The organism is Psychrobacter sp. ENNN9_III (genome assembly GCF_001462175.1).
Classification (GTDB): Bacteria; Pseudomonadota; Gammaproteobacteria; order Pseudomonadales; family Moraxellaceae; genus Psychrobacter.
Map to the genome: position 1 here is coordinate 1 of NZ_LNUO01000175.1, position 17,459 is coordinate 17,459.

Genomic DNA, 17,459 nt, shown 5'->3' on the forward strand with positions numbered 1-17,459 from the left:
AAACTAGTGAATAGTTTATCGCCTTTTTTAATTTAAAATACTGTTATTGACTTGAATCTAACATAGCGTTTGTCTTAACATCATTGTGCGCTTCAATTGGTAGCATGCGATGCTGGGATAGGCAAAGCACGCGCCAGTTCATGGGCGACTTGTTGAGCTGCTTTTTGCAAGTCAGTTTCAGAGAGAGGTAGGTTTTGCAAGGTTAAGTGCCAATCATCAACTTCACGGCGCAAACCTGCGACCCAAACTGCACTGCAATCACGCGGCAGTTGTTTTAGGTTGACTTCAAACGCATAGTTACCTTCATCATCGCTTAGATGGACTTCACCAGCCTTTACCTTGCCGAATGGTTCTCCATGGTATGAGCTTGCAAGCAGGCCTATATGACTGATATGAGCTGGTATCTTATCTAGATACAGACGAATCTGTTCTTGATCCATTGGCGCATTATACAACGCTTGCTCACCACGATCTTTGCCATTTAGACTATCGCCTTGATGACGGATAGACTCAGCTTTATCTCGCAGTTGCTTAAACCAGACTATATCACTGATCGTACAATTCTCATCGTATAGTACGCAAGCTATATCGATATCTATTGCGCTTTGACCCTTTTTAAAGCGCTTCATCATACCTTTGGTTTCGGTTTTGGTAAACTCGTAATTCAGCGAAAAAAACAACATATCGGCAGTCAAGCCTAACGTGCTTAAGCTCTCTGAAAGTAACGGTGTTGAGACGGTAGATGACATGGTACTCCTTGTTTATACTCAAATTTTTATTGGTTGATTTATTGCTCGTTATCTGTTGTTTTATCCAACACTACTTGATAAAGAAGCGGCGGTTTGGCGTCTAATAAGCCTTTTCCAAAACCGCGCAGCCACCAAACCAGTTGTGAGGTCAGATTGACAGTCGCATGAATCGTCAAGGTATCGTCGTCATTAAATACCACGATTTGATCATCACTCAGTTTACTTTCGGTCAGGCTTTTGCCAGCTCTTTTGGTAAAGCGCAGTTCAATGGGGGTATTCTTACCCCGCTCAGGTAGCTGACTCAATAAAGGATGGGTAAAGCCCATGCTACCGGCGTCCAGATAGCTGTCTAAGTGAAAGTCATCTGGTGTCACTGCTGTGCTATCTAATATTTCAACACTAGCGAATCGATGTAGCGCAAAGGTGCGGATAATGGCTTTTGGATCATCAGTTCGAGTAGCGAGCAAATAGATAATCACGCCACGTTGAATGATAGCAATAGGGTTTAAGACATACTCACTGGCCTCTGACTTATTACTACGTGTATAACAGGCTTTAATCTGTAGTTGATAAAACAGCGCATGATAAATGTTATCTTTACTGTCCAAGTCAATATGCGGTGCAATCAATGGCTGAGTTGCTGTTTCAATACGTACGCGATCTAACCATGAATGTGTGACTTTGCTGTTTTTAAGCTGTCGCCGCGCCAAATCAAACCATGGGAATAGCTCATCTAAAATAGCTGGCGGAAGTAGCTGAGTAAGATTGGCTTCCACCATATTAAAGGCAACTGCTTGCGATAGGTTCATATGTGGCAAGCTTTGCAATGGAGCATCGTCTTTCCAGCGCCAGCCTTGCGGGTTGGCGTTGTTTTTTTCAATTGGGAAACGTTTGGCCAAAGCGTTCAAATCTCTTTGTACTGTACGTAAGCTAATATCAAACCCAGCAAGCTTGAGCTGCTCATAAATATGTGTCGTGCCCACCCAGCGGTTACGCTGGAGCTGGGATAACACTTGCCATTGCCGCGCAGTAGTCGCCGCTCCATGACGGCTAGCCGCTGTATCGTTCGCTAGATTCTCGGATCCTTCAGTGGCTGATAAAACAGGCTGTTCTGTCTGCTCATCAGGAGCGTTAGAGGTAGAGAGATCTGTTGCATTAGCGTTTTGCGCAGTCATTGAGAGATAACCTATATAGAGTCTGTCATAGTGTCGAATGATTGTTCTTGATTGTCTAGTGTCATACTAACTAGTAACACATTAAGACCTAGTATCAAACTAAGACAGTAACATGTTAAGACATAGCTTGTTTGGCATAAAAGACGTTTATCATCGCAGAAAATAGCTTAAGCGTCTAGAAGGTTTAAGTTTGGCCTTTGAAGATTGTTATTCGATAATTTTACTAGACGTTCTACTAAGAGAGTTTTAGCAAAAAGCATGAGAGCAAGCGATTATCAAAGAGGGCGATACTCGATTTTCGTCATCATTGACCATCATCAACGTTCTCGCTTTTACGCTGTTTTTGTTTATCTTTTTTCTTACGGAGTTTAGACTTACGTTTTTTGTTGGCTTTCTTTTTAGATTCTTTGTCCTCAATAGGCTCACCTATATCTTGATTGTCGTCCCATATCATCAATCGACGCAAGACTTTACCAAATAAGGTATCTTTGCGATAACGACCTTTTTTATTCATTGTATCGATAGGCAAGCCTGTCATCAGTGTCAAGGCTTCACTGATTGTATACACGCCATAAATAGAAAAGCTGCCTGCCTTGACCGCAGCAATAATATCGTCTCGCAACATTAATTGGCTGACATTAGCCATGGGTATTACTACTCCCTGTTGCCCAGTCATACCTTGCTCGCGACAAGCATCAAAAAAACCTGCTATTTTGGCATTAATGCCGCCGACTGCCTGTACTTCACCCAACTGATTCATGGAGCCTGTAATAGCAAAGGATTGGTTGATAGGTACGTTCGCTAAAGCTGAGAGGAGCGCGCAAGCTTCACTGACTGTCGCGCTATCGCCATCAATATGAGCGTAGCTTTGTTCAAAGGCTAAAGAAGCGCTAAAGTTTAGCGCATGATGTTGACTAAATAGCGCACGTAAGTAGCTGGTCATAATCAACATGCCTTTGGCATGTAAACTGCCGCCCAAATCAACATCACGCTCGATATCGAGAATCTCACCAGCACCAATATTGGGTTGAATCAAAGCAGTAAGACGAGCTGGCATACCAAACTCACTATCAGCATAGCTGACGACAGTAAGGGCGTTGACTTGACCGACAGCCTCACCTTGAGTATTGATGAGCTGTTGGCCGTTTTTTAACTCATCCCAGTATAGATCACGCAAATATCCTGAGCGCTCATCCATATCACTGATAGCTTGAGCGACATGACTGGCGTCGACGATGCTTTTTTCGCTCAGACGGGCATGACGGTTCGACTCGTGTAAGAGCTTGATGAGACGATCGCTGTGTAGGCTAAGACGGTCTTGATCTTCAGCTTGTAAGCTTAAATGCTCAAGAAGAGCCGCTTGTGCACTATTATTAAAAGGATATAGATTGGCATAATCGATAATATCCGCCATTTTGGCGACCAACGCCAGCTCATGCTCAGCTGTACGTGTCACATCATCATGGAAATCAGCACGTACTTTGAACACAGCATCAAACTCTGGCTCTAGTTCCAGTAGTTCATAATATAAATCTGCTTCTCCAAGCAAAATTACTTTAACATCAAGATCGATTGGCATCGGAGCTAACGATAAACTGCCTGTTAAAGTGAGCATTTGCTCAAGGCTGGATAGTTTAATTTTTCGTGATTGTAGAGCACGTTTTAGACCTTGCCAAGCATAGGGGTGCTCAAGTACATGACTGGCTTCAAGGAGTAGGTAACCGCCATTCGCTCGATGTAGTGCGCCAGCTCGTATCATACTGACATCGGTGGTCACTGTGCCCAATTGAGTAATTTGCTCGACATGACCCAACAAATTAAGATGAGTAGGTAAGTCTTCAAATACGACTGGTACGCCGCTCTCAGGCTCATGACTCACCATAACATTGACAGCGTAACGGCTAGGGGTGGTTGCTAGTACAGCAGGAATAAACTCTTCATCATCGCCATTAACGATACGCTCTACATGGGTCACCATATCAGCGAATATCGCATCAAGATAACTGATAACATCTGGAAGCTTAATGAACTGCTCTTGTATGGGAGCAAATAAGGGTTTTAACGCACGGCGAGCAATACTACGATGTAGCGCTTCTATTGCGTCATTCGCCTCATCCTCTAGCTTTTCTAAAGCGATAGTGAGCTGGCTAAGACGCTTTTGCATGTGATTTTTGTGTGTAAAGCCATTCAGCTCAGACTCATAATCACTTTGTGTTGCCGTGTTTTTTGGCTCAGTCGTATCAGTGAACGCAGGTTTAAAGGTAGAAGAAGTCGTTTTATCACTTTCCTCTATAGGCAATTGACTTGGATGCACAAACATCGCTTTATTATCAAATGAGCGAAACGTCAATGCCAAGTCATATTGTTTACCTTCAGCATTTAGGGCGTCGTAAGCAAGGCTCTCTTTTTGGTGCGTGTCATTTTTGATCGCTTCGATCTTGCTTTGATACTGGTCACTACGAAAACGTTGACTAAGGCGTTTTTTTTGCCTGTGTCCACAAGTCGCTAACTTGCTGTTGTAATAATACTGCTTGTCCAGCAGGCAATCGTATCGCTAAAGGTGTACGAGGATCGGTAAAATTGTGCACATAGACCCAGTCATCTGGCGTTGGTGCATCCATAGCGATATGCTGCAAAAAACGGCTGATAATGGTACGTTTGCCAAGTCCATTTTCGCCAGCAGCAAAGACGTGATAGCCACTGGCTTTTATATCAAGTGCAGTGTGCAATGCTTTGAGCGCCCGCTTTTGCCCAAAACCAATATCCAAATCAGGCGCAGTACGGGTGTCAGTAGGCAAGATATCAGCAGCACTATAACGCTTCAATTGCTTAGCGGTGATAAGACAGCGCTGATTAACCGCTCTAAATATCGGATGGGGCGATGAGGCATCTTGTTTTTCTTCTGTATTTTTTACTTTTGCTAATATAGGGTCTGTCACAACAGTAGTTGTCGTCATCAATTCATTATCATCCGAAGGTTGCGTTGTACAGGCAGTAGGCTGTTCAGTCATAGGCGTATGGTCAGTCGTTGTATAAGAATTTATAAGGTGAAAGGGATAAGTTGTAATAGCGACATCTTACAAGATGTCTTGATATTTTAAATCGGTCATTGACGTCAATTTTGTATCATACAAATACAGGTCATAGTACCAGTAACAATAAAAAAGTAATCCTATCTAAGGATATAAAAATAAATAACGGTCTAATCCTAGCGCCGATAGTATAAGATGATGGACATTAGCGCAATCTGCAACTATTCAATATGTAACCTGCATGATAAAATAAAAGGTTCACATGCCAAAACTGGATGATTCGTCGTATGTCAGCTTCTGTCAAAACTTCTCTGCCTTCTACTAGCGTAGACAATATCAGTATAGATGCTACTGGTTTTACAAAACTTGGTAAGCAGTTACTGATGCTGGCCAATATCTTGGCTCAAGCAGTGCAAGAGCTTGATCTAACGTTGAGCCAAACGCAGCAGCGCACGTTATTATTGTACTTAGATCAGCTTTTATTATGGAATAAAGCGTATAATCTGACCGCGATTACTGATCCGGTAGAAGCCTTGATTAAGCATGTCATTGATTGTTTGGCTATTATACCGCATTTGCCACCAGGCGCACTGCTAGATATCGGTACAGGAGCGGGGTTGCCTGCGGTTATTATTGCGATTTGTCAGCCTGAACGCTCGTGTACTGCACTCGATAGTAACCAGAAAAAAATTCGTTTTATTAAGCAAATCAGTAGTGAGCTTGGTTTGAATAATGTACAACCAATTGCTGCACGTATTGAAGCCCATGAAGCTACTTATGAAGTGGTCACTTCTAGAGCATTTGCAAGCTTAACAGACTTTGTTGAAGTGGCGCAGCCGCGGTTAGCGAATGGTGGTCGATTGTGCGCTATGAAAGGTAAGACGCCAACGGACGATGAGCTACAAGTTTTAGAAGGAGAATGGCAAATTAAAACCATTATTCTAAAAGTGCCACGTTTGCATGATAGTCGTCATTTGATTGAATTATCTGTCAAAAGTGTCTAAGCTATGGGCACATCAGTAGCTATGAAACATTTTTCATAGCCAGTTTGGTTCAGATTTAGCATAATGATTAAAGCGTAAGACCCTAATTTTATAAGGCTCTCTAGCATTGTTTTTTATAGCCTATAATAAATTATGAACAGATTATTTGTGAAACATGATAATAAAAATGCAAAGTTAAAGACTGTTAGAGCAAAAACAAGCAACAGACCTTAATCAAATTGAGTAAGTGTATGGAAATCATAGCAATTGCAAATCAAAAAGGTGGCGTTGGCAAAACGACAACGGCAGTAAACCTGACTGCCAGTTTGGCGGCGAAGCGTAAGCGCGTACTGCTGATTGATTTGGATCCACAAGGTAATGCTACTAGTGGTACTGGTATAGATAAAAACGATTTAGAGTTGACAATAGCAGACGTCCTACTTGATGATGTGTCACTACAAGATGCTACTGTTATGAGCCCAGCAGGTTTTGATGTGATCGGTGCTAATCGTGAGTTAGCGGGTATGGACGTCACGTTAATGGGACAAACCAACAGTCATGAGCTGTTACAGACTGCAATGACTAACTTAATAAATGCCCAATCTGGCTCTGAAGAAGGGCCCTACGATTATGTCGTTATGGATTGTGCCCCAAGTTTAAACCTGTTGACGATCAACGCTTTGGTAGCGACCGATGGCGTCATTATTCCAATGCAATGTGAGTATTATGCATTAGAAGGTTTGGCTGATTTATCACAAACGATTGAACGCCTAACTGAGCTTAACCCCAAATTATATATTCGAGGGGTGGTAAGAACATTGTTTGATGCACGCAATACGTTGGCGCGTGATGTGTCGGCCGAACTTGAAGCTCACTTTGGCGATATTATGTACAAAACTCATATTCCAAGAAACATTCGCTTGGCTGAAGCACCTGCGCATGGACTACCAGTGATTGCCTATGAGCGATGGTCAAAAGGGGCGCGCGCGTATCAAAAACTGGCAGCTGAAGTGATCAAACAAAGCCGCTAGTAGAGGCTAACATTAAGAAGATATAGCAAACGTAATCATCAGCTGGCTGGGCGATAAAGTACTAAGTCGCGTATTTATCAGCGAGCATTTATTAATAATCATTTGGCTTTATTTAGCGTTAGAGGATAGGTAATCATGGCGAAAAAACGAGGATTGGCTGCCAATCGAGGTTTAGATGCCTTATTAGGATCAATCAAAAAAGAAAAGCAAATTACCGCCTCTGCTTTGCAAGACGATACCGTTATATATGATGATGACGAAACGGTCGCTGCTACTTCTATTGCTCAGATGCCAAAATCATCTGTTACCCCGAGCAAAGCTCAGACGACAAAAAATGATAAAAAAGTAGCTACGGATACAAGTGAACGTACTACTCGCAACAGTACAAAAGCCCGTCATTATCCCAAAAAAAACACTAGAACCATAAGTGACGCAACAGACAACAGCACCACTGAAGATCAGATCAGTTTGGTGCAAATTGCAGTGACTCAACTGCAAGCGGGTAAATATCAACCGCGACGCGACATGAGCGAAACGGCGTTAGCAGAGCTTGCATCTTCGATCGAGCAACATGGAGTGATGCAGCCAATTGTGATCCGACCGCTGCTTGCAAATGAGGACAAAAGTACAGTCGATGTGACTCACGAAATCATCGCAGGCGAGCGTCGTTGGCGTGCAGCAAAAATGGCAGGTAAACCAGTTATTCCAGCGATTGAACGCGCTTTATCTGATGAGCTGGCGATTGCACTTGCATTGATCGAAAATATTCAGCGCGAAGATTTGTCAGTCATTGAGCAAGCAGCAGCATTACAGCGCTTTCATACTGAATTTGGCATGAGTCATGCAATGATTGCAGATGTGGTAGGCAAAGCGCGAACGACGGTATCAAATTTACTACGTCTCAATCAGTTGCATGACGCGGTAAAAGATCATCTGGCAAATAACGCTTTAGACATGGGACATGCGCGCACACTATTGGCGTTATCCTCTGAGCAGCAGCCTATCATTGCACAAAAAATTATTGATGGTGGGATGACTGTAAGAGAAGCTGAAAAGCTGGTCAAGTCAATCTTAAATCCTGTATCCAAAGCCGATCGTACTGAAAAATCACAGTCTCACGATGCTGAGCGTTTAACGCAGCACCTAACAGATATGTTAGGGGCAGAAGTAAAACTCAAGCACAAAAAAGATGGTCAGGGTAGTGTAGAGATATTTTTTCACAATCAAGATGAGCTTGCAGCGTTAATCAAACAGCTAGAAGCGCAGCGCTAATGCACTTATTTAAACTGACGTACTAAAGACAATATACTTAATCACTATGTAAGTTTTTTACTTACATAGTGAGCTATAAATGACTTTCATTACATAATGGTCGCAAGCTTTTGGACATGTTAAACAGTATACAAGAGAGTCATTATGTGGGAATTGGTAAAAGCAGGTGGTTGGTTGATGATGCCAATCGTCATATGTTCGATAGTTGCACTTATCATTATCATTGAGCGCAGCAGTACGCTACAGTTTAGTAAAATCGTACCTGGCAGATTACGTGAACAGCTAATAACGCGCCTACGTGAAAATGGCGCTATTGGCCGCACTCAGTTAATGAATGTTAAAGAAAGAACCCCATTGGGTGATATCTTAGCGACAGGATTGGTATATCGTCAGTATGGTCTAGACTCAATGACTATGCACATGCAAAATAGAGCCAGTGTACAGATACATCAGCTCGAAAAAAACATCAATATGCTCGGTACAATAGGAGCAATTGCTCCACTACTTGGTCTATTGGGTACTGTGCTGGGTATCATATCTTCATTCTTAGCCATTACGGATGGGGCAATGCAGGATCCTACTTTACTGGCCGCTGGTGTCTCGCAAGCTTTGATTACAACGGCGGCTGGTATGGTCGTTGCAATACCAGCGCTCGTCGCTTATCGCTATTTTCAGCGCCGGATTGTAGATATTAATGCTAGGTTTGAGACTGAAGCTGGACTTATGATTCAAGAGCTTTATGACTACCAGTTATTGGCTGATGCTCATTTATCGCTCAACAAACCGTTCGCTGCGATGGTAAAAAGCCAGCATACAGACGTTGAACAGTTAGGTGATACATCGGGGTTTGATACTGAAAATACGCACCAACCTGCATAGAAGATACTTGTATTTTCGCCTTCTAGCCTTACGTCATCAGAGAATTAGCCATGCGTTTTAGAAAGCCTACCGTTGAACCACTAGAAATCAACTTAACACCCATGATTGACTGCTTACTGTTTTTGATCGTGTTTTTGTTATTAGCAACATCATTTAATCACTTTAGCCGCTTAAATATAGTTCTGCCTGAAGCTGAAGGTGTCGCACTTGTCGAGCAAACCACTAGTATTGAGGTGGCTGTACAAGAAGATGGCAGGTATATGGTAAATGGTATGAGCCTTGCTAACAATAGTGAGGCTGAGCTGACTAATATGTTGCAACAAGAAGCAGGCAGTGAGCGTGATATCTTGTTTGTTATCGCTGCCGATGCCAACGCTACCCATCAATCTGTGGTAAAAGTGATGGATATTGCGGGCAAATTGGGCTTTTTGAATTTGAATATCAGTACCGTTATGCCGCTCGGTCAAACACTGCCGCAGTAGGCAGTGGTGAGCTATTTATTTTTTCATTACTATAGTTAATTCGCTATAAAAACGATACAGCGAGACTGGTATAAATTTTTTGCAGCCTCTATCAGCATAGACACGGCAAGCAAAAAAATCTATACCAGTTGCGTATCATGTTACAACGTATCGGTCTTATTCAGTATCAACTACATTAAGCGAAAATAAGTATAGTAGTTATTTATAATTCATTATAGTTTTCATGCATTTTTATACTGACATTACCATTTTACTGTACTGGTTATCGTAATACGGTCACGTGCTTATTTTGGCCAAGTTTTAGGAGAGATTATGAGTCGTCAACATCAGTTTAAAGCGCGCGAAGAGAATATCTTAGCGATGGCTGAGCAATTATTACTTGAGTCAGGCGACGGTGATATCACTTTAGACAGTTTGGCCGATCAACTAGATTTGGCAAAAGGGACGCTATATAAGCATTTTTCGAGTAAAGATGAGCTGTATCTGCGTATTATTATTCGTTATGAAGAGCAACTGTTTGAGATAAACCGTATTGATGATTGTCCATCAGCAGGGATCGCGCGGATGATATTTCAGCAGCTGCTCAACCCGCAAAAAGCCATGCTGCTCAATCAAATAGAAGAACGTCTGGCAGCTTCGGTGACTGGTCTCAATCGCCTGTTCGGTGAGCTATATGATATTCGCCGCCAGCGTATGAAGCGTTTGCTGGATATTATCAGCATTTATCTAAAAGATGAGCGTAGTAGTTTGAGCACTCGTGATTACTTGTCTTCCATTTGGGCGATGGGTCAAGGCGGGGCGGGGCTGTTAAACTCCAGTTTTTATCAGCGTTATTTAGGTCGCCGCGATACGCTACGTTATGTCTTTGTGCAGCAGATGCTTGAGTTGCCCAGTCATTATCCAGCTGATGCGACGGACCAAGATGTATTGGATGAGGACATGCAAGAATTGGTTGAGCAAATTGATACAGAATCAGAAGAACATCGTAATACGACTTATTGATAATAGGTATAACATGCCGATCACTGCCAAGACTCAGTCCAGCTCAGTGGTCGAGCACGCTTTTTACCCCCCAAAGTATAAGCCATTTGACCTGGGCAACGACTCAGCTATAAAGTTGAGTCATTGTTGTCGCAATTCTCCTAAGCATTCTCAAAAAAGCTATTCGCAAAAAAAACATTTCCAAGCATTACCCAATCAAGCACTTTCTTCAAAAACTGTATTGCCAATACTAGCGCGTCCGCAGACTGGTTTTACCCTAGTCGAGATCATGGTGGTCATGGTTATTTTATCTATATTTGCTGGCATGATTGCTGTGTCAGTCGGAAGTAGTGAATCCCGAAAAAACCGCGCCTTTTATGAGCATCTTACTGACTCATTAAGCTATGTCAGACTACTGGCAGCTGAGCGTATGCAGCCGATGGGTTTAAGCTTACAAGCAGACAAGCAAGGTCAAGTGTCGCCCGTTATTATGAGTTTATCAAACCCTTATATTAGCTATCAGACCCAATCAGTCACGCCAAGTAACGATGATAGTACGCCCAAAAACGCAATGGAGTTGTCTGCAGATTTATCCGGTATGTCGGGCGCTAATGGCGATAACCAACCAACGCCCAGCTGGGAGCTGGAGACGGAAGTCACATTGCCAGAAATGCCAGATGGGGTCAGCTTAAGCATTCAAAGTCTACAGGCAAACAATACATCAGGGCTTGAGTCCACCCAAATTTTACAGCCTTGGTTTAATGGGCAAGCAGTGCCGCAGGTATTGTGGTTTGGTACTGGGCAAGCAACTTCTGTCACGATTGAGGTGCGTCATCAGTCACGATTGGTCGGAGAAGTCATCACTATCATGCCGGATGGTAGTATGACGATAGGGCAGGGACTGTAGCAGATGGTAAAGAGAAGTAAACCAACAGCGCACATGGCAACACATAGCACAAGCCAAACCTCGCTTGTCAAGCGTGAAGGTGGATTTACGCTGATTGAAGTGATGGTGGCGCTTGCAATACTAGCGGTGGTTGCTGTTGCCGCTAGCCGTGCCAGTAGTGCATATCTAAGCTCGGTTGAGGTACTACGTACACGCACGCTTGCACACTTTGTGGCACAAAACGCCGCGGCTGATTTACGGATTCAAGAGTCGTGGTTGACAGCCAATAGCACGCAAACGATGGACGCCCAAGGCCGTACGTGGCAAGTAGCCATGACCGTTAATAATACGTTGTCGCCAGCGCTCAAGGAAGTAAATATCAGTGTTGCCCCTATCATTGATGGACAAGTGCGCTCAGCGGTAACAGATATCGATGTGATCTTAGGCAATGCAGAACAAGATGTCGGTAGCTTAGATCTGAGTAGTTTAAATCCAAGTGGAGGTAACTTGTGAGGCAGCAACGCGGCTTTACCTTACTTGAGCTGATGGTCGCGATGGCAATATTTGCAATGCTTGCCGTCGCAGGGTGGCAGGTGTTTGATGGGGTTAACCGTGCTCGCGAGCGGGCACAGTTCCATGCCGATCAGCTGGCGGTCTTACAATATGCGTATTTGCAGTTGCAACAAGACATGGGTCAAATCATTGCTTATCAAGCACCTTCTACGCAAAATAGTAGCGCGAACGGCTCCAATCTAAATACCAATACCAATAGCGAGCAAGACTCTATAGCTGCTGAACCTTTTATGAGTTTAAACGGTGAGCAGCTTAGTTTTGTGCGTTTTGCTGATCCCGATCCGCGCTACCAAACCAGTCCAAGCTTACAGCGTGTTGAGTATGTCTTTACAGATCAACGTCTTATCCGGCGACAATATAACAGTATCGAAAGTGGGGCTGATAGCGTCAGCCTAGATACAATACTGCTCAGTGGTGTCACAGCAGCGCGCTGGCAGGCCTATTTACCTGAAGTAAGTAACGACTTCCCTAGCGCAGGTAAGCAACAGATTAATAACAATAATAGCGATAATCCTAATATAGATGAAGCGGAGACTGTCTTACTCCCTAAAGGGGTAGGTATGAGTTTTACTTATCAAGATATGCCGATTACATGGCAATGGGCGCTCGCGCCGCAACCTCTGCCAGTTAATAGTAGTGGGCTTGATACGAATATAGGCGGTAATAGCGATAACGAAAATGATCCTGATAACATGACAAACGGCCAATAATAGGAGGCGCTTATGACAATGACAGCAGACTCCCAGCGCGGCGTGGCTTTATTGACCATCTTGCTTTTGGTTGTCAGTATTACAGTGGTAGCAGGGGCAATGCTTGCGAGCCAAAAAATCGTTATTCGTCGCAGTGGGCTACTATTTAATCAAGATCAGTTACTACAAGACTTAGAAGCAGGGAAGCAGCTAGCGATTACCATTATTCGCGCTGATGATAAGCTAAATGATAACGATAGCATGCAAGATATTTGGGCGCAGCCGTTGCCGCCTTATACTTTAGGGTCGCATAGTATCACTATCGCGTTGCGCGATGAAGCCAGTCGTTTTAATATCAATAATCTTTATCATGATGACGCAGCCGATACCGATGCATTGGAGATATTTCAGCGTTTGTTAACCCAGTTAAACCTAGAGCCTGAAATCGCGATCGCGGTACTTGACTGGCAAGACCCAGACAATGAAATTTATAACGATGGCGGTGATGAGAGTGTTTTATATGGCGAGCAAACCAATATTCGTGCAAATAAAGCATTGCCCAATCAATCATTGGTTAGTATCGATCAACTCCAAGAGGTACACGGGGTAAACGCTGATACATTGGCAATTTTGCGTCCGTATATTACCGCGGTCCCTTATTTTGTGCCAATTAATATCAATACAGCAAGCCCCGTACTGTTAGCTGCGTTGATGGATGAGGCGACCCCACAGCAGATGCAAACCCTGACAGATCTGCGTGCACAACAAGTATTGGTCTCTGTTGATGATTTATGGCAGCTACCACCATTTATCAGTATGGGTACTGAAGAGCGTCAAGGGTTTGAGTCGTTATTAGCGGTAGATAGTCAAGCGTTCAGAGCGCTCATTACCGCAACTGGCAATAGCGATGTAGACATCGCGCCGCAGCGGTATGCAACGGTATTAATCAGTAAAACGAACTCTGAAAATGATGACGACGATATAAATAATAATGGTGCTAGCAACAATGATGCTAGTAATACCAGCGGTAATAACAGGGAGGCTAAGACAGTAACAGTCGTAGCACAGCGCTTATGGGCATTTCGTCCTAGTTTTTAACAACCAGTAACATTATTCAAGAATGCATTGTTAATCATTAAGCTGCGTCTTTTCACTTGATTTCCAATTATAAGCACCATAGAACAACATTTGCGCTTGGCGTGTACAGTTGTGTAGCATTAATTGTTTTTTCTCTTCGATTTCTGCCGGATTCATCTCATCATCATGTTCTTCAGAATAGGTGAGTTCCAACCAATCAATAATCCAAGAAAAAAACATATTGACCCCAGCTTCGGCCAGTAGACGCCGGTCATAATCGTTGATGTGCGTAAAAGCAGGTTGCAGTGCTAAATCCTCTCCCAAGATTTTTCCATGCATTTTTATTAGATTGCTGATGGCTTTACGGACAGCTTCTGAGCCGCCAAAGCGCTCACTGACCAAAAACTGCCAATAACGAGGCTGTGCATTGACGGTTTGTAAAAACAATTGAATGCTTTTTGCAATTTGACGATCAAAACTGCGTTTGCGACCGATCTGTAGACCATCACGTAAGATAGCAAGGGTACCGCCTAGCTCTTCAACAACTAATGCTTCACCTAGTGATTCCATGTCATCAAAATGACGATAAAAGGCAGTCGGCACCACACCAACTTCACGAGTTACTTGTCTAAGACTAATGGAGCTAAATGATTGCCCAGTGATGCATAAGTCTAACACTGCATTAAAAAATGCTCGCCGGGTTTGAAGCTTTTTTTTGTTCGCGACTGCTCATAATATTTCAAAATTACCTAATAGATGTTTATCATACTCATTTCAACGCAAAAATACGAATGAAATACGCGGTCAGCGTTGATACTGACAGCGAGATTGTCAAACCATTGTACCCCAATGACCCTGCAACTCTTGCGCCAACCTATAAGCTTCATGATCATTCATACCAGTAATAAAATCTAAAATATTTAGAATATTATGATAAATATCATCTGTCAGTATGCGTCTGTTTTCATCAAGATGGGGCTGTAACAAGCTTAATAGGCGTTGCTGCTCAAAAGGTTTCGACGCGCTTGTATGTGCTGTCCATGCCAATGGCATAAATGAATCAAGTAGACGATGCAAGCACTGGTTCGCCATAAGCTCCATGCGAACTTTACTTGGATGATTAAATATCCGTTCGCGCGCTAACTGCTTGGCTTGATTGATACCATTTTGCACACTTGCATCACAATGCGCAAATAGACTGCCATTGAGGGTTCCAGCTAGCAACCTATCGCTATTTACCACAAAAGCATCGGTCACAGTGTTGACCAAGCGCATCATTGCACGTGCTCGCAGTGAGGCTAGGCTCTGTCGGACAGAGAGATGGGCAGGTAAATCAATACTACTAGGACGCTCGCCAATCAACTCATAAAATATCGTCGCCACCTCATGATGGGTGAGCATATTTAAATTGATTCCATCCTCTAGATCTATAAGCGCATAGCAGATATCGTCTGCAGCCTCTAACAAGTAAGCCAGTGGATGACGAGCAAAGCCAGCGTGTTGCTCTGAGCGTGGCAATTGCAAACAGTCCGCCAATTGTTCTAACTGTACAGCCTCACTATAAAAGCAGCCAAATTTTTGTATTTTAGGGATAGGGTGGTTTTGATAAGTGTTTTGATGCTGGTTGCTGTTTATTAGAGTGCTATTTATAGGATTGCTATGCGTTGCTAGCCATGGGTATTTCATAAATGCGCCCAAAGTCGCGCAGGTTAGGCGCATACCGCCTAGGTCAGGATGATGCTCATTACGCACCAATAGGCGAAACCCTTGTGCATTGCCTTCATAGGCAAACAGATCAAGACGCTCGTCGTTGCTGATATTTTGCAAGATGGTTTGGCGATCAGGGTGCATAAACCAATCACGAATGGCGTACTCACCAGCATGGCCAAAAGGTGGATTGCCAATATCATGAGCAAGACAGGCAGCTTGCACGATGACGCCTACATCTGCTGGCGTGACACCTGCAGGCAAGCCATTGCCTAATTTATCATGAAGCTTTTCTGCTGCCATGATTCCTAACGAGCGCCCAATACAAGACACTTCTAAAGAGTGAGTCAGGCGCGTATGAATGCCTAGCTGATTGGTTAATGGGTGGACTTGAGTTTTTTGATTCAGCTGACGAAAAGAATGTGAGAACACTAAGCGATCATAGTCTTTATGAAAGGAGGAGCGAGCACTGTCTTGGACAGGGGCTGGTTTTACACTACCTAATCGCTGTGCGGTGAATAATCGTGCCCAATGATCGGCTGGGGTGGTAAGCTTATTAAAATGAACAACCATAGTTTATATTCCATTATTATTGTCATTAACATTATCGTCTTTTGAGATGTGCTTTATAAAAATATGCGATGTATTTTGACATCCGTTAAATCAGTATAATAAAAAAAGCCAGCGCGAAGGCTGACTTTTGGTTGTACTATGCTAAGACTGTGTAAGTCAGAAAGCAGGCAAAATGCTTATACTGTTGGGATACTTAGACGTTAAAGCGGAAATGCATTACGTCGCCATCTTGTACAATGTAGGTTTTGCCTTCTAGGCGTGATTTACCAGCGGCAGCAGCCCCTTTTTCGCCGTTATATTCGATAAAATCATCATAAGCGATGACCTCAGCGCGGATAAAACCACGCTCAAAATCAGTATGAATCACGCCCGCCGCTTGCGGCGCTGTTGCACCAATAGCGACAGTCCAAGCACGCACTTCTTTCACGCCAGCGGTAAAGTAAGTCTGCATATCGAGTAAGTCATAACCACCGCGAATCACTTGATCCAAACCTGCCTCTTCCATGCCCATATCTTCTAAGAAATCTTTTTTGTCATCTTCATCCAGTTGCGCGATTTCAGATTCGATTTGGTTGCATAAGGCGATTACGATAGAGTCTTCACCCGTGGCGTAGTCGCGTACAGCATCGAGATAAGGGTTGTTTTCAAAACCATCCTCAGACACGTTAGCAATATACATGGTAGGCTTTAAGGTAATCAGACCGTAACTTCTGATCAGTTTTTTCTCATCGCTATCTAATCCTGCTGCGCGCGCCGCTTTGCCTTCTGCTAGTAACGGCTCAATCTTTTTGAACACATCAAGCATGGCTCCAGCGTCTTTATCACCGCCCTTGGCTTTTTTGGTTAGGTTAAATACTGCGCGCTCAACAGCTTCAAGATCAGCAAGGGCCAGTTCAGTGTTGATGGTTTCGATATCGTCAATAGGGCTGACGCGGCCATCGACGTGTACGACATTGTCATCATCAAAGCAGCGCACTACGTGAGCGATCGCGTCAGTCTCACGGATATTGGCCAAAAACTGGTTACCCATACCTTCACCTTTTGAGGCGCCAGCGACCAAACCTGCGATATCGACGAATTCCATCGTCGTTGGTAATACGCGCTCAGGATTGACAATATCAGCCAGCTTTTTTAGGCGTGGATCTGGTACCGGTACGATACCAGTGTTGGGATCTTTGGTACAAAACGGGAAGTTTTCAGCGGCAATTCCCGCTTTGGTTAAGGCATTGAATAAAGTGGACTTGCCTACGTTTGGTAAGCCGACGATGCCGCAGTTAAAACCCATAGTAATCTCTCAATCATTTAATATATTGTGGAACAAAAATTGGCGCTATTGTAGCAAAATTTAGCTGTTAGCGGGCGTATAGATG

The 17,459-nt window shown here is 43.5% G+C and carries 17 protein-coding genes; 10 read left to right on the forward strand and 7 right to left on the reverse strand.

The genetic code is table 11. The annotated features are described in order from the left end of the window. Positions 1-92 precede the first annotated feature (92 nt). The 4 genes from PENNN9_RS10770 to PENNN9_RS13585 all read right to left on the reverse strand — a co-directional run bounded on the left by PENNN9_RS10770 (position 93) and on the right by PENNN9_RS13585 (position 4,935). Positions 93-749 (reverse strand): TerD family protein, encoded by a 657-nt coding sequence (locus PENNN9_RS10770; protein ID WP_058369683.1) that lies wholly within the window; start codon positions 747-749, stop codon positions 93-95. A gap of 38 nt (positions 750-787) precedes the next feature. Then, on the reverse strand, positions 788-1,924 hold the full coding sequence (locus PENNN9_RS10775) for a helix-turn-helix transcriptional regulator (RefSeq protein ID WP_058369684.1): 1,137 nt from the start codon (positions 1,922-1,924) through the stop codon (positions 788-790). Between the two features lie 304 nt (positions 1,925-2,228). Further along, the gene (locus PENNN9_RS10780; RefSeq protein WP_413771750.1) at positions 2,229-4,280 is read right to left on the reverse strand and encodes a Lon protease family protein; all 2,052 of its coding nucleotides are present in this window, start codon (positions 4,278-4,280) and stop codon (positions 2,229-2,231) included. Between the two features lie 115 nt (positions 4,281-4,395). Then, entirely contained in the window at positions 4,396-4,935 is a 540-nt protein-coding gene (locus PENNN9_RS13585; protein ID WP_319822897.1) for a Lon-like protease helical domain-containing protein, read from the reverse strand. Positions 4,936-5,243: 308 nt separating this feature from the next. Between PENNN9_RS13585 and rsmG the strand changes: the two genes are divergently transcribed. The 10 genes from rsmG (at position 5,244) to gspK (ending at position 13,830) form a co-directional block, all read left to right on the forward strand. Beyond that, on the forward strand, positions 5,244-5,960 hold the full coding sequence (rsmG, locus tag PENNN9_RS10785) for a 16S rRNA (guanine(527)-N(7))-methyltransferase RsmG (protein WP_058369701.1): 717 nt from the start codon (positions 5,244-5,246) through the stop codon (positions 5,958-5,960). Positions 5,961-6,190: 230 nt separating this feature from the next. Continuing rightward, complete coding sequence (locus PENNN9_RS10790; RefSeq protein ID WP_058369685.1) at positions 6,191-6,970, forward strand: ParA family protein; 780 nt, start codon at positions 6,191-6,193, stop codon at positions 6,968-6,970. 135 nt (positions 6,971-7,105) lie between these two features. Further along, positions 7,106-8,242: a ParB/RepB/Spo0J family partition protein gene (locus PENNN9_RS10795; RefSeq protein WP_058369686.1), complete on the forward strand. Its 1,137-nt coding sequence runs from the start codon at positions 7,106-7,108 to the stop codon at positions 8,240-8,242. A gap of 144 nt (positions 8,243-8,386) precedes the next feature. Beyond that, positions 8,387-9,121 (forward strand): MotA/TolQ/ExbB proton channel family protein, encoded by a 735-nt coding sequence (locus PENNN9_RS10800; protein WP_082638079.1) that lies wholly within the window; start codon positions 8,387-8,389, stop codon positions 9,119-9,121. 50 nt (positions 9,122-9,171) lie between these two features. Then, a complete protein-coding gene (locus tag PENNN9_RS10805) occupies positions 9,172-9,603 on the forward strand; it encodes an ExbD/TolR family protein (RefSeq protein WP_058369687.1) in 432 nt (143 codons plus the stop codon). A 312-nt stretch (positions 9,604-9,915) separates the two neighbouring features. After that, positions 9,916-10,605, forward strand: coding sequence for a TetR/AcrR family transcriptional regulator (locus PENNN9_RS10810; protein ID WP_058369688.1), 690 nt, complete (start codon positions 9,916-9,918; stop codon positions 10,603-10,605). Positions 10,606-10,618: 13 nt separating this feature from the next. After that, complete coding sequence (locus PENNN9_RS10815) at positions 10,619-11,491, forward strand: Tfp pilus assembly protein FimT/FimU (protein WP_082638080.1); 873 nt, start codon at positions 10,619-10,621, stop codon at positions 11,489-11,491. Positions 11,492-11,494: 3 nt separating this feature from the next. Beyond that, on the forward strand, positions 11,495-11,983 hold the full coding sequence (gene gspI, locus PENNN9_RS10820) for a type II secretion system minor pseudopilin GspI (protein ID WP_058369689.1): 489 nt from the start codon (positions 11,495-11,497) through the stop codon (positions 11,981-11,983). After that, the gene (gene gspJ / locus PENNN9_RS10825; protein ID WP_058369690.1) at positions 11,980-12,753 is read left to right on the forward strand and encodes a type II secretion system minor pseudopilin GspJ; all 774 of its coding nucleotides are present in this window, start codon (positions 11,980-11,982) and stop codon (positions 12,751-12,753) included. The genes gspI and gspJ overlap by 4 nt, the downstream gene beginning before the upstream one ends. 12 nt (positions 12,754-12,765) lie before the next feature. After that, positions 12,766-13,830 (forward strand): type II secretion system minor pseudopilin GspK, encoded by a 1,065-nt coding sequence (gene gspK / locus PENNN9_RS10830; RefSeq protein ID WP_227511804.1) that lies wholly within the window; start codon positions 12,766-12,768, stop codon positions 13,828-13,830. A gap of 30 nt (positions 13,831-13,860) precedes the next feature. On the opposite strand, the gene PENNN9_RS10835 is transcribed toward gspK, so the two are convergent. The 3 genes from PENNN9_RS10835 to ychF form a co-directional block, all read right to left on the reverse strand. After that, positions 13,861-14,487: a TetR family transcriptional regulator gene (locus PENNN9_RS10835; RefSeq protein ID WP_058369691.1), complete on the reverse strand. Its 627-nt coding sequence runs from the start codon at positions 14,485-14,487 to the stop codon at positions 13,861-13,863. Positions 14,488-14,640: 153 nt separating this feature from the next. Further along, on the reverse strand, positions 14,641-16,089 hold the full coding sequence (locus PENNN9_RS10840) for a deoxyguanosinetriphosphate triphosphohydrolase (RefSeq protein ID WP_058369692.1): 1,449 nt from the start codon (positions 16,087-16,089) through the stop codon (positions 14,641-14,643). A gap of 193 nt (positions 16,090-16,282) precedes the next feature. Next, positions 16,283-17,374 carry a redox-regulated ATPase YchF gene (gene ychF / locus PENNN9_RS10845; RefSeq protein ID WP_058369693.1) on the reverse strand — a complete coding sequence of 364 codons (1,092 nt, stop codon included), beginning with the start codon at positions 17,372-17,374 and terminating at the stop codon, positions 16,283-16,285. Positions 17,375-17,459 lie beyond the last annotated feature (85 nt).

What these genes read in the sequence shown, in the direction of transcription:
- rsmG (WP_058369701.1), top strand. Translation starts at nt 5,244, where the DNA reads ATGTCAGCTTCTGTCAAAACTTCTCTGCCTTCTACTAGCGTAGACAAT.
- PENNN9_RS10790 (WP_058369685.1), top strand. Translation starts at nt 6,191, where the DNA reads ATGGAAATCATAGCAATTGCAAATCAAAAAGGTGGCGTTGGCAAAACG.
- PENNN9_RS10775 (WP_058369684.1), bottom strand. Translation starts at nt 1,924, where the DNA reads ATGACTGCGCAAAACGCTAATGCAACAGATCTCTCTACCTCTAACGCT.
- PENNN9_RS13585 (WP_319822897.1), bottom strand. Translation starts at nt 4,935, where the DNA reads ATGACTGAACAGCCTACTGCCTGTACAACGCAACCTTCGGATGATAAT.
- PENNN9_RS10815 (WP_082638080.1), top strand. Translation starts at nt 10,619, where the DNA reads ATGCCGATCACTGCCAAGACTCAGTCCAGCTCAGTGGTCGAGCACGCT.
- PENNN9_RS10805 (WP_058369687.1), top strand. Translation starts at nt 9,172, where the DNA reads ATGCGTTTTAGAAAGCCTACCGTTGAACCACTAGAAATCAACTTAACA.
- gspK (WP_227511804.1), top strand. Translation starts at nt 12,766, where the DNA reads ATGACAATGACAGCAGACTCCCAGCGCGGCGTGGCTTTATTGACCATC.
- PENNN9_RS10800 (WP_082638079.1), top strand. Translation starts at nt 8,387, where the DNA reads ATGTGGGAATTGGTAAAAGCAGGTGGTTGGTTGATGATGCCAATCGTC.
- ychF (WP_058369693.1), bottom strand. Translation starts at nt 17,374, where the DNA reads ATGGGTTTTAACTGCGGCATCGTCGGCTTACCAAACGTAGGCAAGTCC.
- PENNN9_RS10840 (WP_058369692.1), bottom strand. Translation starts at nt 16,089, where the DNA reads ATGGTTGTTCATTTTAATAAGCTTACCACCCCAGCCGATCATTGGGCA.
- PENNN9_RS10810 (WP_058369688.1), top strand. Translation starts at nt 9,916, where the DNA reads ATGAGTCGTCAACATCAGTTTAAAGCGCGCGAAGAGAATATCTTAGCG.
- gspI (WP_058369689.1), top strand. Translation starts at nt 11,495, where the DNA reads ATGGTAAAGAGAAGTAAACCAACAGCGCACATGGCAACACATAGCACA.
- PENNN9_RS10795 (WP_058369686.1), top strand. Translation starts at nt 7,106, where the DNA reads ATGGCGAAAAAACGAGGATTGGCTGCCAATCGAGGTTTAGATGCCTTA.
- PENNN9_RS10770 (WP_058369683.1), bottom strand. Translation starts at nt 749, where the DNA reads ATGTCATCTACCGTCTCAACACCGTTACTTTCAGAGAGCTTAAGCACG.